The 14,322-nt window shown below is 39.7% G+C and carries 13 protein-coding genes and 2 pseudogenes; 9 read left to right on the forward strand and 6 right to left on the reverse strand.

Annotation, left to right across the window (positions count from 1 at the left end; genetic code table 11):
• Positions 1 to 6: 6 nt before the first annotated feature.
• The 3 genes from merD (at position 7) to CDG62_RS02565 (ending at position 883) form a co-directional block, all read left to right on the forward strand.
• Positions 7 to 372, forward strand: coding sequence for a mercury resistance co-regulator MerD (merD, locus tag CDG62_RS02550; RefSeq protein ID WP_033917457.1), 366 nt, complete (start codon positions 7 to 9; stop codon positions 370 to 372).
• Positions 369 to 605, forward strand: coding sequence for a broad-spectrum mercury transporter MerE (gene merE, locus CDG62_RS02555; protein ID WP_001087807.1), 237 nt, complete (start codon positions 369 to 371; stop codon positions 603 to 605). Before merD ends, merE begins: the two co-directional genes overlap by 4 nt.
• Positions 606 to 670: 65 nt before the next feature.
• On the forward strand, positions 671 to 883 hold the full coding sequence (locus CDG62_RS02565; protein WP_000993245.1) for a DUF3330 domain-containing protein: 213 nt from the start codon (positions 671 to 673) through the stop codon (positions 881 to 883).
• A gap of 79 nt (positions 884 to 962) precedes the next feature.
• Here the strand turns inward: CDG62_RS02565 and CDG62_RS02570 are convergent.
• The 3 genes and pseudogenes from CDG62_RS02570 to CDG62_RS02580 form a co-directional block, all read right to left on the reverse strand.
• Positions 963 to 1,586: pseudogene (locus CDG62_RS02570) on the reverse strand (IS5 family transposase); the annotation flags it as partial.
• Between the two features lie 45 nt (positions 1,587 to 1,631).
• Positions 1,632 to 2,087, reverse strand: a pseudogene (locus CDG62_RS02575) (recombinase family protein); the annotation flags it as partial.
• A 53-nt stretch (positions 2,088 to 2,140) separates the two neighbouring features.
• The gene (locus CDG62_RS02580; RefSeq protein WP_001067783.1) at positions 2,141 to 2,845 is read right to left on the reverse strand and encodes an IS6-like element IS1008 family transposase; all 705 of its coding nucleotides are present in this window, start codon (positions 2,843 to 2,845) and stop codon (positions 2,141 to 2,143) included.
• Positions 2,846 to 3,156: 311 nt separating this feature from the next.
• On the opposite strand from CDG62_RS02580, the gene CDG62_RS02585 reads away from it, so the two are divergent.
• The 6 genes from CDG62_RS02585 to CDG62_RS02610 all read left to right on the forward strand — a co-directional run bounded on the left by CDG62_RS02585 (position 3,157) and on the right by CDG62_RS02610 (position 10,364).
• Positions 3,157 to 3,933, forward strand: coding sequence for a hypothetical protein (locus CDG62_RS02585; RefSeq protein WP_005093369.1), 777 nt, complete (start codon positions 3,157 to 3,159; stop codon positions 3,931 to 3,933).
• Positions 3,933 to 4,499, forward strand: coding sequence for a hypothetical protein (locus tag CDG62_RS02590; RefSeq protein WP_033917445.1), 567 nt, complete (start codon positions 3,933 to 3,935; stop codon positions 4,497 to 4,499). The genes CDG62_RS02585 and CDG62_RS02590 overlap by 1 nt, the downstream gene beginning before the upstream one ends.
• A gap of 1 nt (position 4,500) precedes the next feature.
• The gene (locus tag CDG62_RS02595; protein ID WP_033917444.1) at positions 4,501 to 7,884 is read left to right on the forward strand and encodes a UvrD-helicase domain-containing protein; all 3,384 of its coding nucleotides are present in this window, start codon (positions 4,501 to 4,503) and stop codon (positions 7,882 to 7,884) included.
• 98 nt (positions 7,885 to 7,982) lie between these two features.
• A complete protein-coding gene (locus CDG62_RS02600) occupies positions 7,983 to 8,738 on the forward strand; it encodes a multiubiquitin domain-containing protein (protein ID WP_005093363.1) in 756 nt (251 codons plus the stop codon).
• The gene (locus CDG62_RS02605) at positions 8,713 to 9,897 is read left to right on the forward strand and encodes a ThiF family adenylyltransferase (protein ID WP_005093361.1); all 1,185 of its coding nucleotides are present in this window, start codon (positions 8,713 to 8,715) and stop codon (positions 9,895 to 9,897) included. Before CDG62_RS02600 ends, CDG62_RS02605 begins: the two co-directional genes overlap by 26 nt.
• Positions 9,891 to 10,364: a DUF6527 family protein gene (locus tag CDG62_RS02610; protein WP_005093359.1), complete on the forward strand. Its 474-nt coding sequence runs from the start codon at positions 9,891 to 9,893 to the stop codon at positions 10,362 to 10,364. The genes CDG62_RS02605 and CDG62_RS02610 overlap by 7 nt, the downstream gene beginning before the upstream one ends.
• Before the next feature lie 428 nt (positions 10,365 to 10,792).
• Here CDG62_RS02610 and CDG62_RS02615 read toward each other — a convergent pair whose 3' ends face one another.
• From CDG62_RS02615 to catA, 3 genes are all read right to left on the reverse strand, one after another.
• Positions 10,793 to 11,683, reverse strand: a complete 891-nt coding sequence (locus CDG62_RS02615; protein ID WP_026438256.1) for a LysR family transcriptional regulator — start codon at positions 11,681 to 11,683, stop codon at positions 10,793 to 10,795.
• Between the two features lie 52 nt (positions 11,684 to 11,735).
• Positions 11,736 to 13,088: an MFS transporter gene (locus tag CDG62_RS02620; RefSeq protein ID WP_019838314.1), complete on the reverse strand. Its 1,353-nt coding sequence runs from the start codon at positions 13,086 to 13,088 to the stop codon at positions 11,736 to 11,738.
• Positions 13,089 to 13,356: 268 nt separating this feature from the next.
• Positions 13,357 to 14,277, reverse strand: a complete 921-nt coding sequence (gene catA, locus CDG62_RS02625) for a catechol 1,2-dioxygenase (RefSeq protein ID WP_033917443.1) — start codon at positions 14,275 to 14,277, stop codon at positions 13,357 to 13,359.
• Positions 14,278 to 14,322: the final 45 nt, after the last annotated feature.

The following is a 14,322-nucleotide window of genomic DNA, read 5'->3' on the forward strand; positions in this document are numbered from 1 at the left end:
TGTTCAGTGAGCGCTTATACAGTTTCCCGCTTAGCACATGACGCGGGCGTGAGTGTGCATATCGTGCGCGACTACCTGCTGCGTGGATTGCTGCGGCCGGTGGCGTGCACCCCAGGCGGCTACGGCCTGTTCAACGATGCCGCCTTGCAACGGCTACGCTTCGTGCGGGCCGCCTTCGAAGCGGGCATCGGCCTGGATGTGCTGGCGCGGCTGTGCCGGGCGCTGGATGCTGCGGACGGTGACGGTGCGTCTGCGCAGCTTGCCGTGTTGCGGCAACTCGTCGAGCGTCGGCGCGAGGCCCTGGCCAGCCTCGAAATGCAACTGGCCGCCATGCCAACCGAACCGGCACAGCACGCGGAGAGTCTGCCATGAACAGCCCAGAGCACTTGCCGTCTGAGACGCACAAACCGATCACCGGCTACTTGTGGGGCGCGCTGGCCGTGCTCACCTGTCCCTGCCATTTGCCGATTCTCGCCATTGTGCTAGCCGGCACGACGGCCGGCGCGTTCATCGGGGAGCACTGGGGTATTGCAGCCCTCACGCTGACCGGCTTGTTTGTCCTGTCTGTGACGCGGCTGCTGCGGGCCTTCAAGGGAAGATCATGACCGCTTCCCAGCCAGCCGAGAGTGGGCAGCTTTGAGCTTCGCTACCAATCTGGAGGAGTACCACCATGAACGCAAACGCCCCGAACACTGCCAGTTGCACCACCTGCTGCGTATGCTGCAAAGAAATTCCGCTCGATGCCGCCTTCACCCCGGAAGGCGCGGAATACGTCGAACATTTCTGCGGGCTGGATTGCTATGAACGCTTCCAGGCACGCGCCAAGGCCGCGACAGAATCTGACATTGCGCCTGTCCCTGGCGGTTCGCAGCCGTCAGATTGAGGCATTCTTCAAATTAACATAGGGACTGGCTTTGTTGCATAAAGGTTTGAAAGATAGAGCGATCCTAATTGAGCCAAATTCAAGTGACAACTTGGGTGTGAGGGCGCCCCAATTCTGTGAATTTGTTCAAGACGGCTACGCGTGCATGAATCTCATTCACCTGACTAGGAAAACTCCTTGCTGTTAATTTATCGCCTAATAATTTGATGCAATGCATCTTGGTTTCCACCAAACTTCGACGATGATAACCAGACCACTTTTTCCAAAGTGACCTTCCTAGCAGTTTGACTGTTTTCAATAACTCATTTCGTTCTATAGACCTGACTTGCTGATCTTTCCAAGGCTTTGCATTCTTCCTGGGTGGAATGACCGCATGTGCATCACGATTTAAAATGACTTGTCGGCAGTGCTTTGTGTCATAAGCACCATCTGTATAGACTGAATCAATTCGTTCATCCAAGGGAACTTGAGAAAGTAAATCTTCGAGCACTTGTGAATCGCTGACATTATTTGTCGTGAGTTGTACTGCACGTATTTGAAGGGTTTCAGCTTCTATAGCAATATGGAGCTTACGCCATTGGCGACGATATTCAGATCCATGTTTCTTGCATTTCCATTCACCTTCACCTAGAAACTTCAAGCCAGTAGAGTCCACGAGTAGATGCAGACCATCTCTACTTTTTTGGTAGCTAATTGTAATATCTGAATAGCCACTGATTTTGTAGGCACCTTTCAGTCCATCTAGTGACTAATTAATTTGTTTTAAATACCGATAGACAGCCTGTCTACTGATACCAAACGCTTTTGCCAGATCAACTTTTGATGAATACTTCCCTTCTTTCCAGGCTTGCAGTAATGCTTTAGCTTGATCTGGATTCAATTTATGGACACGACCTTTATATTTGCCCTGAGCTGCTGCGATCTTAATCCCTTCTTTCTGACGTTCTAAGATAATTTCCCGCTCGAATTGAGCAAAAGCACCCATCAGTTGCAGCATCAAATTATCCATCGGCGTGGATTGGGCAGTAAAAGTAATATTCTCTTTTACAAACTGGATGGCGATCCCTCTTTTGACCAGTTTATCTACTTCAGTGACCAAATCTTTTAGACTTCGTGCAAAACGATCCATGGAATGTACAATCACCCTATCCCCTTCCCGGACATAGTTCAACATTTCTTGAAATTTCGGTCGGTCGGTATTTTTAGGCACTGTTGCAAATAGAGATTTGAGTCGATGATGTTCCCTTTAAAAAGTGCTTAGAGACCGAAAACCCTGTTGATTAGACACACTTCACCCTGAGGCTGACCATAATAAAATGACGATGCTTGTCCTTTACGTAGTGCACGCATGACTTCAATACCTTTAATTGTGGCATAAGCAGTCTTCATAGATTTGAATCCTAATGTGGCCCTGATGATTCGCTTTAACTTACCATGATCACATTCAATGACATTATTTTTATACTTAATCTGCCTGTGCTCAATATCTACTGGACATTTTCCTTCTCGCTTTAATCGTGATAAAGCATGGCCATAGGTCGCTGCTTTATCTGTATTGATGACCCGTGGAATTTGCCATTTTTTCACCGTATTGAAGATCTTTCCTAGAAAACTATAGGCTGATTTACTGTTCCGTCTAGCGGAAAGGTAAAAGTCAATCGTATGACCCCGTTGATCAACTGCACGATACAGGTAAGTCCATCGCCCCTTCACTTTGATATAAGTCTCATCCATATGCCATGAATGTAAATCTGTAGGATTACGCCAATACCAGCGTAACCGTTTTTCCATTTCTGGAGCATAACGCTGAACCCAACGATAAATTGTACTGTGATCCACATTTATGCCTCGTTCAGCGAGCATTTCTTGAAGTTCACGATAGCTGATGCCATATTTACAATACCAACGAACAGCCCAAAGAATGATTTCACCTTGAAAGTGCCGACCGTGGAAGGGATTCATCTGCTGTATCTCGAAATAAATAAGATATTTAGCTTATCATGTCAGCCTATTTGCAACAGTGCCTCTCTAATTAGTAATATTGTAGTTTCAAGCTTGAGTACAACAGGTATTTTTTTGATAATAGATGTAGAAAAGTAGTGGAATTTTAAAGTTTTTAAACAATAGAAATTTAATAACATGAATTGATTATGGATTTACCAACTCTTAAATTTTTTAACTGATATTATTGTTATATAAGATATTTTGGTTCTTTAAGATTAATTACTAATAATTGTTAAAAAATTATCGATTTAAGGTTGTTAGGGTGCTTTATGGCTAGACCTCTAAGAAAGGTTAATAGGGAAGGTGTTTTATACACTCGGCGTAGTATTGTTGAATGTGAGATTGATGAACTAGAAAAAATCAGTCATGAGGAGATTGTTGCCAGAAGTATTATTTGGCCAAAATCAATTGAGGGTTTTATATCAAGTGAAACATTGCTCTATTTTATTCGAAATACTGATAATTCTTGGCTTCGTGAAAAGTTACTCCTAGCTCTCTTAGAAAGAATACATCGTAATCTTCCTAAACCTCATAGCCTAGATGGAAGAACTTCTTCCTTAAGTAATATGGAAATCCGCGATAAAGTTCGTGATGATTTTATCGATTTACTATTAGTGGATCAGGATAGTTATGAGGAGCGTCTTGATTATTTTGAAGTCAACTTTAACAGCGCATTAGCTAAAGACCGAGTTGATGCACAAAATAAAATTCAAAATAAAGATAATCTCACTCAAGGATTATATGGTGAAGATGAAAATATCTTACCAGAGGTTGAAAATGCGTTAGAACCCTATGATCCTTTTGATGCAAATGAACTTGACAAAGAATATTACCGACGAAGTCTACATGAGGCGATTAATGTTTTATCACCACTTCAGCAACGTATTGTCGTAATGTGGTGTCACGATATACCCATTATTTCGAAAGATCCCAATGAAATGACAATCACTAAAACGTTGAAGAAGTCAGATAAAACTATTCGCACGCACCGTGATTTTGCGCTTGCAATATTGCGTAAACAACTAGAAAATAAGGAGAAATTTTAATGAGAGATCAAAATATTTCTCGTGAGGATGTACTGAGAGACTTCTCAGTAGAATTTGATTCTAGTAAAGATATCTTACTAAAGTATCTCATAGAGTTTCCTGAATATTCTAATGAATTAGTCGATCTGTCACTCGAGCTGTCTCGTGAAATTGATGACTGTGTACCACTTACCCCAGATGATGAAATAAGTATTGAGTCTGCTTTGGATCGATTTCGTAGGGGGCTTACCCAGCAATCGGAACAAATAGATATACCTCCACAGCGTTTCTCAAATGCAGCAAAGTTATTAAATCTTCCCAAACAAGTTTTAATGGCTTTTGGAGTAAGAAGAGTTGAACTGTCATCTGTTCCATTACATTTTATTAATAGGCTTGCGATAGTTCTACAGGTAACGACTGCTCAGTTGAAGGCCTTTCTTGCACTACCACCACAAGCACAACATAGCCGAAGTTATAAATCTAATGTAAAACCAACTGCGCCAAGCAAGGTATCTTTCGAAAAGATTCTTCATGATGCACTTATTCCAGAAGAACGAATTCAAGAGATAATAAATAGAGACGAATGATATGGATGCTATCGAGATCGCTCGCCAGCGCGCTGACAAACTACATCATGAGGCTGTAGGCAGAGGGCTAGATCCTTGGAACTCTTATGCTTTTGCTGTTGCTGAAGCTGCGTTTCGAGATATTGACGTAGAGAAGTGTTTACAATGTTCCGATGAATTAAATGGCGCACGGGCGTTCTTTGATAGCACATATAGATTAATTACACATGAGGATTTTGGTTCATCTTTTGAACAGGCATTTCTTGTAGCGCATGAAATTGGTCATGTTGAGCTAGGAGATGATACACAAGATGAATATGTTATTAGTATTGACCCTAGCCGTACAGCAGAATCTGAACTATCAGGAATAAGTCGCGTTGTGGATTATAACCATCGACAACGACGTGAAGTTCAGATGGATCTTTTCGCCCGAGAATTCTTGCTTCCGCGTTCAGTTGTTAAAAAAATGCATCTTGAATGCCATATGACTTGTAGTGATATCGCTAGTAAGCTCGGAGCACCTTTTGAGGTTGTTGCACAGCAAATGCTTGATGCAATGCTGTTGCCTATGGTTGAAAATAAACCACAAGAAATTGATCCAGAGATGCCTCTCAATGAAAAGCAGAATGATGCAGTAAATCATAGAGGTTCTGCTTTTTTACTTCAGGCTGGTCCAGGTACAGGTAAGACTCGAACTCTCATAGCAAGAGTTGAAAGTTTGCTGAATGAAGAGGTTGATCCTCGACGGATATTGTTATTAACCTTCTCGAATAAAGCAGCTGCGGAAATATCAGAACGTATCGCACGAAAGCAGCCCCATGAGGCAGCGGCTCTTTGGATAGGGACTTTTCATGGGTTTGGCCTTGATCTGCTTCGTCGATTTCATGATTTATGTGATTTACCAGCGGAACCCCGCTTAATGGATCGTTCAGAGGCTGTAGAACTTCTGGAAGAGGAGTTCTTACGTCTTAATTTAAATCATTATCGTGATTTGTACGATCCTTCTCAAAATATTGTCGATATTTTGAATGCTATTTCCCGGGCAAAGGATGAGGTGATAGATGCATTACAGTACCGAATTCTTGCAGAGAATATGCTAGCAAAGGCCAGTAGTGCAGAAGAACGTGAAACTGCTGAACGAGCATTAGAAGTTGCTGTAGTATACGAAGCTTATGAAAAGATAAAGAAACAAGAAAATTGTTTAGATTTTGGTGATTTAGTGATGCTACCAGTACAACTGCTGGAGGCTAATGCAGAGTTACGTCAACAGTTGCAGCATGATTATCTGCATGTATTGGTGGATGAATATCAGGATGTTAATAGGAGCAGTATCAGGTTATTAAAGGCTCTCAAACCATATGGTGATAATCTTTGGGTCGTTGGTGATGCAAAGCAGTCAATTTATCGGTTTCGTGGAGCCTCGTCATTTAATATATCGCGTTTTTGCGTGGATGATTTTCCCGGGAGTGTAGGTCAATCACTGAAAATTAATTACCGCTCTGCTTCAGAGATCGTGACATCATTTTCAAGCTTTGCATCAGATATGAAAACAGGCGGTACACACAGTGCTCTTACTGCAAATCGCCCTGCATCAGGTTTTCTTCCGGAAATACGAACAGTAGAAAGTGGTGACCTGGTAAGTTCCGCTTTAGCTGAATCAATTAATAAAATGTGTGATCTTGGTTTTAAGTATCGAGATCAAGCAGTTTTGTGTCGGGGAAATGACAAGCTCTCAGAATTAGGGCGGGATCTGGAACGATTGGGAATTCCGGTATTATTTCTGGGTAGCTTATTTGAGCGACCAGAAATTAAAGACCTTATAGCATTGGTCTCTATTTTGACAGATAAACGCGCTTCCGGATTGATTCGTATTGCATGTTGTACAGAATTTAAGATGCCAATGGAAGATGTCACTCAAATTCTAGAGCATCTACGCACAAGCGAAAGAGAACTTTGTGACTGCGACATATCATTGTTAGCTTTATCCCCAGAGGGATTATCTTCACTTGAAAAATTAAAAAATGTACTACAGGGTTTTAGTAATCACTCACACCCTTGGAATGTTTTAGCGACTGTGCTTTTCGATCGCACACGAATGATAGCTGAAATTGCAACATCAGAGTCTGTTGGAGGGAAAGCTGAAGGAATTGCTATTTGGCAGTTTATGAATTTTGCTCGGCAACAACTTAAAGGTAGTGCCTTTCCCATAGTAAAAATGATAATGCGAATACGTCGTTTACTTAAGCTTAACGATGATCGTGATCTCAGTCAGCTTCCGACAGCGGCCCAAAATATTGATGCAGTCAAATTGATGACGATTCATAGTTCAAAAGGTCTTGAGTTTCCTGTTGTTCATTTAAGTGGGGTTAATAAAGATACACTACCTGGCTCATATAGACGGACAAAATGTCCACCACCTGAGGGTATGGTTGCTGGTGGTAAAGGTTCATCTAATGATGTAGCCAGAGAAGCTCACGACAATGAGCAAGAATGTCTTTTTTACGTAGCAATGTCACGTGCACGAGAAAGACTATTTTTTTATGGTGCAAGGACTAAAGGTCAGAAAAAAATCCAACGTCCACTTTCTGGTTTTTTGGAAAGGATTGGCCCTGTTTCGCACATAAAAACTCTCCCAGTATTACAATTACCAATAGCGCCGGAAAGTATCCCATTAGTAGTGGAATTTCAGGGAGATGTAAGTTTCAGTGCTAATGCTTTAGATTTATATGATAGGTGCCCTAGACGGTTTCTATATACTCATCTTTTATGCATTGGTGGTCGTAGACAAGAAACTGCATTCATGCAAATGCATGAAGCAGTACGCGATGTATTTCAAGCATTAATTGGCTTAGATAATGATCCTTCAATAAATTGGAAACCTATGTTGGAGGCTACTTTTGAAAAGTTTGGTTTACATGAGCATGGATACGTAAGTGATTATCGTAATATCGCTGAGATGATGCTCAATTTTTTTATCCAGTCCAGAAATGGAGCAATTGTTGAAGTTTTTGATAAATTAGTTTTGAATGTTGCAGGTGTAAAGATAACAATTCATGTTGATGAAATGCTGCTACGAGATGATGTGCGTACGTTACGCTGTATCTTTACTGGTCATGCACCTAGTTCAGACCCAAAAAATATAAAATATGCAGCATTTTCCCTTGCTGCAAAGAGTACTTTTCCTGATTCATCTGCAGAATTGGTCTATTTAGCCGATAATAAGGTTTACCCTCTCGACTTTAAACCAAAAGCCCTAAACAATTTTGAAGACAAATTACGAGAAATTTTCATTCGTATCCGTGGTGGTGATTTTAAAATAGCAGATTCAGCATTTAGCTGCCCTAATTGTCCTGCGCTATTTATTTGCGGTAGAGTCCCGACCGGTATCATAAAGAAAAATTTTTAAAATAAATTATAAAAAAATTACCGACGATGCTTTGTCGGTCCGATTAAAGAGATGTAGCCAGAAAATTCCTTCTGGTCAAAACTTTAAGAGGTGTTTATATGAATCCTATTCAGGATGATTTTGATGATGTTGGCGAAGCGGTTCGTGAGAACCGTCCGTTAAAAGCTGCAAATGGATATCGCATTAGTGTTGGAATAGACAATGTGAATTTCCAACAGGCTTTTGTTTCTGATCCAGTGCCTACAGGGCGGCAGATATTATCTGTAGTAGGGCTTGATGATCGGGATGAGGTAACTCTTTATGCGATATTACCATCTGGTGAATTTGAAGATATTCGATTAAATGAAACTTTTGACTTGCGTGGGCGAGAAGTTGAACGGTTTATTGCTTTTCGTACGGATCGGGAATTCAAACTAACACTTGATGGTCGTCAGCTTAAATGGGGCAGGTCAGCTATTGAGGCCAACAACTTGTATGTATTGTCAGGTATTAGTCCAGATCAAGCCGTATTTTTGGAGGTGCGAGGTGGTACTGATCGCCTTATTGAACCTGATGAATTGCTGGATCTTACAGCTCCTGGTATAGAGCATTTTATTACAGCTAAACGACCAGTTCAGGGTTACACCATCACTATTAATTCTCTTGATGAATCAGTACCTAATAAGCAAGTCACATTTGAACAGGTTGTCCAACTGGCATTTCCTAATGACCCAATCGGATCAAATATTATCTACTCTATGACTTATCGTCATGCAGCATCTAGACCAAATGCTGGTGAGCTTGCGGAGGGTGGGGTTATTGAAGTTAAACATCAGGGGACGATTTTCAATGTCACAAAAACTATTCAATCTTAATGATGATTTACGCCAGCTTCGTGAAGCTGGCTATCATGTGCAAATTATTGCCGGCTTCCTTGTTATGAAAGAGGTACCTTATGTAAATGCACAAAAATGCGTTCGCAAAGGTACCCTTGTAACATCATTGGATCTTGCCGGTGATAATACACGTAAACCTGGGTGTCATGTCATGCATTGGGATGGGGAATATCCTTGTAAAGCTAATGGAATGCCTATAGATGAAATTCGCCATGTAACTCAGCACATGGATTTTGGTCATGGTATTACTGCTGAACATAGCTTTTCAAGTAAACCAGGTCCAGAAGGATACCCAGATTACTTTGCTAAAATGTCTACCTACGCGACGATTTTGTCTGGTCCAGCAGCGGTATTACAGCCAGGTATGAGTCCAAAGATATTTCGTGCTCCTGATGAAACTGAAATTGAAAGCATTTTTAATTATATTGATACAGCTTCTGATCGTGCCGGGATAGGCAAACTTTCAGAAAAGCTAGAAAGCGAGGTTGTTTCAATAATTGGAACTGGGGGGACTGGAAGTTATATTATTGATTTAGTTTGCAAAACTCCCGCACATGAGATACGTCTGTTTGATGCGGATGAGTTTTTACAGCATAACGCTTTTCGTGCTCCTGGTGCTCCCTTATTACATGAGCTGCGAAATGCGCCACTGAAGGTCAATTATTTCAAAAATATTTACGACCGAATGCATCGTAATATTGTTGCGAATCCAGTTAGCTTGAACTCTACCAATCTTGAATTATTAAATGGAACTTCGTTTGCGTTTATTTGTATTGATGCTGGTGAAGATAAGAAAGCGATCATTCAGAAATTGGAGTTACTTGATATACCTTTTATTGATGTTGGAATGGGAATAGAGTTCGTAAATGGTAGTCTTGGTGGCATTTTGAGAGTGACAAGTAGTACTCCTGATAAACGCGAACATATCCATTCAGGACGTATTTCATTTGCTAGTGTTGGTGAGAATGATCTTTATGCATCTAATATACAAGTCGCTGATTTAAACTCATTAAATGCGGCTTTAGCTGTAATTAAATGGAAAAAATTGAGAGGCTTTTATAGAGATTTGGAGAATGAACATCACTCTACCTACACTACGGATGGAAATATGTTACTGAATGGGGATCTGACATGCTGAAAATTAAAAAGCTAACAAACCATTTTATCCGTAATATCCCACGTGAAATCGATACAGGCGTTTTATATATCTCAATGGAATATGCAACAGCAGTGCATAGCTGCTGTTGCGGCTGTGGAGAACGGGTTGTTACTCCATTATCACCAACCGACTGGAAAATGATTTTTGATGGCGAAAGTGTTTCACTGACGCCATCTGTTGGGAATTGGAATTCTGCATGTCGTTCACACTACATTATTAAACAAAATGTAGTAATTGAAGCTGGTAGTTGGAGCGAAGATCGAATCACAGCAGAAAGAAAGAGGGATAAATTAGCTAAGACTCATTATTATCAATCTATGGCTCAACCAGAGAGTGAAGTAAATAATAATGAAAAAGAAGCTACCTTTAGAAAACCGCCTGAGAATAAAGGTATTTGGGATAGTTTGCGTAGATGGTCACGAAAATTAATTAATAAAATTGATTAGTGAAATAGGGATAATCTCTCCATGAGTCAGACAAATCCGAAGTATAGTTTTTCATATTTTCCCTGTTTAAAGCAGGGAGAATATTAGCTAACTAAAACTAACATAATATACTCTATGCAAATCTTTTAAGATCAATAGCATAATACTTTATGAAAAGCCCACTTCTACTCGAATTGTCTTTTTTATGACAACTTATGTGTCCTTCAGGCACTGTTGCAAATAATATTAGAAATGAATTGGGTTAGAAATTAAAAAATAATTTTCAGCAAGACTTTTATTTATCATAGTCTTGCTGAATTATTAAGATTAATTTATATATTTATAGTAAGAAACACACAACAAATAATAACCTCAAAGAGGTATTTGGTTATCGAGTATTTCTTTCAGAATATATAAGACTACTATCCTATATAATTCAATATTTGAGTTTAAAGAAGCTTAAAAATATTTTGTAAAGTTTGGATAAACCAAGTTCGAGCTTCTAAATCATCTCGATGGTTATACCAATTAACACTGACGTTAAAGGGTTTTACGGCAAAGGGTAATTCAAAAACATTTACCTCACTGTTTCGTTCATACACTTTTGCAGCACGTGAGGGTAAAGTAACCAACAATTCAGAACTGCTCACTACATCTTGTAAGACACTAAAATGTGGTAGCTCTAGCATAATTTCTCTTTTTAAACCTAACTCTTTCAGTCTTTGATCAATTTCAATATGCCCTGTAGAAGATTTAATAGCAGCATGTTTCTCCCGTAAATATTGTTTTAAACTGGGCTGCTGTTGTATACGGGGATGTTGTTTATGCGCTATACACATATACCGCTCTTCAAATACATTACGTGATTCAATTCTAGGCATAACGGTATAGCTACTATTAAACACGGCAACATCTAAAGAACCATCAACAAGCCATTCTTCAACTTTACTTGATCTGATTTCTTCGATTTCAATCTTAATAAAAGGTGCTTCTTTTGAAAGATACTGAATTAAAGATGGTAGCAAACATATTTCTCCCAAATCCGATAAACCCAGTCGAAATATTCGAGTGGAAGTTTTAGGATTGAAATTTTGAGAGGCAGTAATTGCTACTTCAATTTCTTCTATTGATTTGCTAAAGCTAGGATATAAGCTTTGTGCTAGTTTAGTTGGCTTAACTCCAAACTTATCACGTTCAAATAAAGGATCATTTAGAAATTTACGTAAACGATTTAGATTATAGGTCACAGAGGGCTGACTTAAATTCAATCGCTCAGCAGCATGACTGATATTTTTAGTCTCATAAACAATAATAAAAACTTTAATAAGGCTTAGATCAATCAATTTGAATATCTCGATGATATTAGGGAGGATTCCCCTCCCTGATTCACTTTTAGACTTGTACTACAGTGCGTTTCAATCTTGTTTTCTTTAAGCGGAAGTGGATCATCGATACACTGATAACAGCAATGATACAAGGAATTGCAAGAGCAATAAAATTATATTTGATCGGTAAACTTAAACTCAGTAACCAGCCACATAAAATTGGCCCTAGGATAGCTCCTAAACGTCCAATTCCTAAGGCCATGCCTAAACCCGTTGCACGTATATTAGATGAATAAAATTGAGACATATAAGCCAGTAATAAAATTTGTCCACCAATTGAAGCCGCTCCCGCAATTGCAATACAAATATAAAGAACAAAAGTCGGTAGACTGTAACTGAGGAGAAATAAGGCAATAGCGCCACTCATAAAGAGTGTACATAACACTTTGGCTAGATTAAAACGGTCAGCGAAATAACCACCACCAATTGCACCTAACATCCCCCCAATATTTAGAGCAAAAAGGAAAAACAAGCTCGTCGATAAATCATAACCTGCTTCAACCATCAGTTTTGGCAACCAGTTTCCTAAGGCGTATACCAAAACTAAGGCCATAAATACACTTCCCCAGAATAAAAGAGTGATTGGACCACGATTTTCTGTAAATAGATCTTTTACTGGGGTTTTAGAGGAAGTTTGATTAGCTTGATGCAGGCTAATGCTCGTTTGGGTAGTATAAGTAATATTACTGTCAATTTGCTTGAGAATATGAATTGCTTGTTCAGTTTTTTTGCGGCGTACCAAATAATCAATCGATTCAGGGAGTAGTAACCAAATCATAGGTAATAATAGAAGTGGTAATCCTCCTAAAATAAACATGATTTTCCAACCATATTGTGGAACCAGCCACATACCTAACAAGGCAGAACACATGCCTCCTACTGCATAGCCACTAAACATTAAAGAGACTAACGTAGCACGTAATTTTTTAGGGGCATATTCAGTCATAAGTGCAATAACATTGGGCATTACTCCACCTAAACCAAGGCCAGCAATAAAGCGGAAAATTCCAAAACTTTGCGGATTCGAAGCATAGCCACATAAAAGTGTGAAACTACTAAATAAACAAACACATAAGATAATTAATTTTTTTCGGCTAAATCCGTAAGCTTCTAATTTATCGCTCAGACTACCAAAAATTATCGCACCAAACATCATTCCAAATAAGGCGATACTACCCAGGAATCCTGCAGTAATGGAATCAATTTGCCATTCCACCATGAGCTTTGGCAGCGCCACACCATAAATAACCAAATCATATCCATCGAAGATAATGATGAGTGCGCTCAGTAAAATCACTCGCCAATGAATTGCTTTTAATGGAGCATGATCCATGACTTCATTTGCATTAATACTTTGCATTACAGACCTCCCTGGTCATATAGATTGCAATATTTTATTTGACAGACTTTAATAATTCACTACGTAATAACTGAAGTGAGAACGAGTAGATATCTATGCTCACTGTATTTATTTTCTGTACTTTCGCAGATCCATAATTTCCTTATCGGTATATTGTTACGATTAACAAATCTTTTATGCTAATTCGGATTAATTCTAAGTTTGTCTTTACATGAAGTTTGTAAAACGTCTATAGGATGGAGAGGATCAACCTATCCATCCTAAAAAATTATGCGCTAGCCCGTCGACGTTCAACATCAGAAGATGGAGTACATTCATGTTCTTTCACCAACTCAACATTAAATTGAATATGTTTAAATGGTTTATCTACATTCCGGCGTTCTATTTCAGCTTTATTAGTTACATCCACCGCGGTTGCCACTAGACCTTCACGTGTTGCAAACGCGAAGTCATCCCATAAGTACTTATCACCCTCAATATTGAACTGAGTCGTGAGCTTTCGGTAACCTGGTGCTGAAACAAAGTAATGAACATGAGAAGGACGATTACCGTGACGGCCTAATTTGTTGAGTAAAGCCTGTGTAGTACCCTCGGGAGGACAGCCATAACCGACCGGCATAGTCGTTTGAGCAGTATAATGACCATCTTGATCGGTAAAAATAGTACGACGAAGATTAAAATCAGATTGTGATTTATCGAAAAAGGAGTAGTTACCCAAGCTATTGGCATGCCAGACTTCCACTTTGGCACCTTCAATAATATTACCATCTGTATCGGTTACAGTACCTTCAATAAAAAGTAAGTCGACCTTATCAGATTCTGAACCATCATCCATGCGAGCGAAGCCGACAGATTCTGGTGCACCAGCGACATACAGTGGTCCTTCAATGGTACGTGGTGTTCCTTTCGTAATACCTGCTTTAATATCAGCTTCATCCGCACGTAAGTCTAGAAAATGTTCAAGACCAAGACCTGCAGCCAATAATCCTAATTCATTAGCTTGTCCAGCATCGGTAAGATATTCAAGACCTTTCCATACTTCACTCTGGGTCAGGTCAAGATCTTCAATCGCCTGGAATAGATCAGATACTAAACGTACCACAACTTGTTGAACGCGATCATCCACTGGACCTATTGCAGTGTCCACATTCATTTTTTTAACTAAAGTGTCAATTTCCTGACGGTTCATACTATTGCTCCTTAAGTATGTTTATTTGTTGGTGAATCATGCTTC

Origin of the sequence: Acinetobacter sp. WCHA55 (assembly GCF_002165305.2) — a bacterium.
In the GTDB taxonomy this organism is placed as follows: Bacteria; Pseudomonadota; Gammaproteobacteria; order Pseudomonadales; family Moraxellaceae; genus Acinetobacter.